The 917-nt window shown below is 64.9% G+C and carries 2 protein-coding genes; one reads left to right on the forward strand and one right to left on the reverse strand.

Going from position 1 to position 917, the window contains the following annotated elements; translation table 11 throughout:
• On the forward strand, window positions 1-415 hold a 415-nt coding region (locus tag BraRD5C2_RS33555), incomplete at its 5' end, for a tetratricopeptide repeat protein (protein ID WP_223975715.1).
• Window positions 416-442: 27 nt separating this feature from the next.
• Here BraRD5C2_RS33555 and BraRD5C2_RS33560 read toward each other — a convergent pair.
• Window positions 443-917 (reverse strand): hypothetical protein (locus BraRD5C2_RS33560; protein ID WP_223975716.1); only part of this gene is annotated, 475 nt, incomplete at its 5' end.

Genomic DNA, 917 nt, shown 5'->3' on the forward strand with positions numbered 1-917 from the left:
CCCCGACAGCGTCGATCTGAAGCTTGATCTCGGGCGGCTGCTGCATGATACCGATGACTTCGCGCGGGCTGCGCATGTCCTGACCGCCGCGCGCGATGCTGCGCCGGGACGCCCCGATATTCTCAACCAGCTCGGGCGGGTCCTGATCCTGCATGGCGACTACGCCGCGGCCGCGGATGCTTTCCGCCGCGTGCTCGCCCAGTACCCTGACGATCGCTCGACCCGCGCCTACCTTGCCACATCGCTCTTCGAGCAGGGTGAGCGCGACGCTGCCGAGGCGGCGCTGCGCTCCGTCATTCGTGGTCAGCCCCAGCTTCTGGGACGCGCGGCGTTCGTCATGGCCGCGGGATCGCGTGGCCGCTTCTTCTTCGCGCAGAGCGACGCTGCGAAATTCCTCGGCGGGGAAGCAGGCTGAGCGGATCGAACGAAATCTCGTCGCGCCTCAGGCCCTGAAGTTTCTCCGGTAGAGGTTGGGCTGTCGCTTGAGCTCACCCCTGAACTCGCCGACGCGCTTGGCTTCTTCCGCGGTGAATGACGATGCCTGCGCAGTCCAGTCGTCGCGCTTGACCGGAATGCATTGCGCGATGGGAGTCCCCTTGCGGAGGACACCTCGGAAATTCCGGTCGTGCCAGTACGCCGGGAAGTGCACCCAGTTGTCGGTATAGAGGTCCGAATTGACCAGGCCGCTGAGCGTGGTGAACGGCAGGTCGAAGCGGTTGACGGGATGCGTGAAGTAGATCGCGTAGCCTTCAGGCGCCTCGACGGTCCACAGATTGTGGAATTTGAGAAAGAAGCGGCCCGCTTCGAACAACGGCGTGCCGCTGACCTGACCCGGGTCGTGAAATCCGATCGGCGAGCGCGGAAATTCGGGTGTGCCTCCCGGCGGCAGGTCGTGATCCCAGGTGATTTCGCCGTCC

The organism is Bradyrhizobium sp. RD5-C2, from assembly GCF_019972155.1.
Lineage (GTDB): Bacteria > Pseudomonadota > Alphaproteobacteria > Rhizobiales > Xanthobacteraceae > Bradyrhizobium.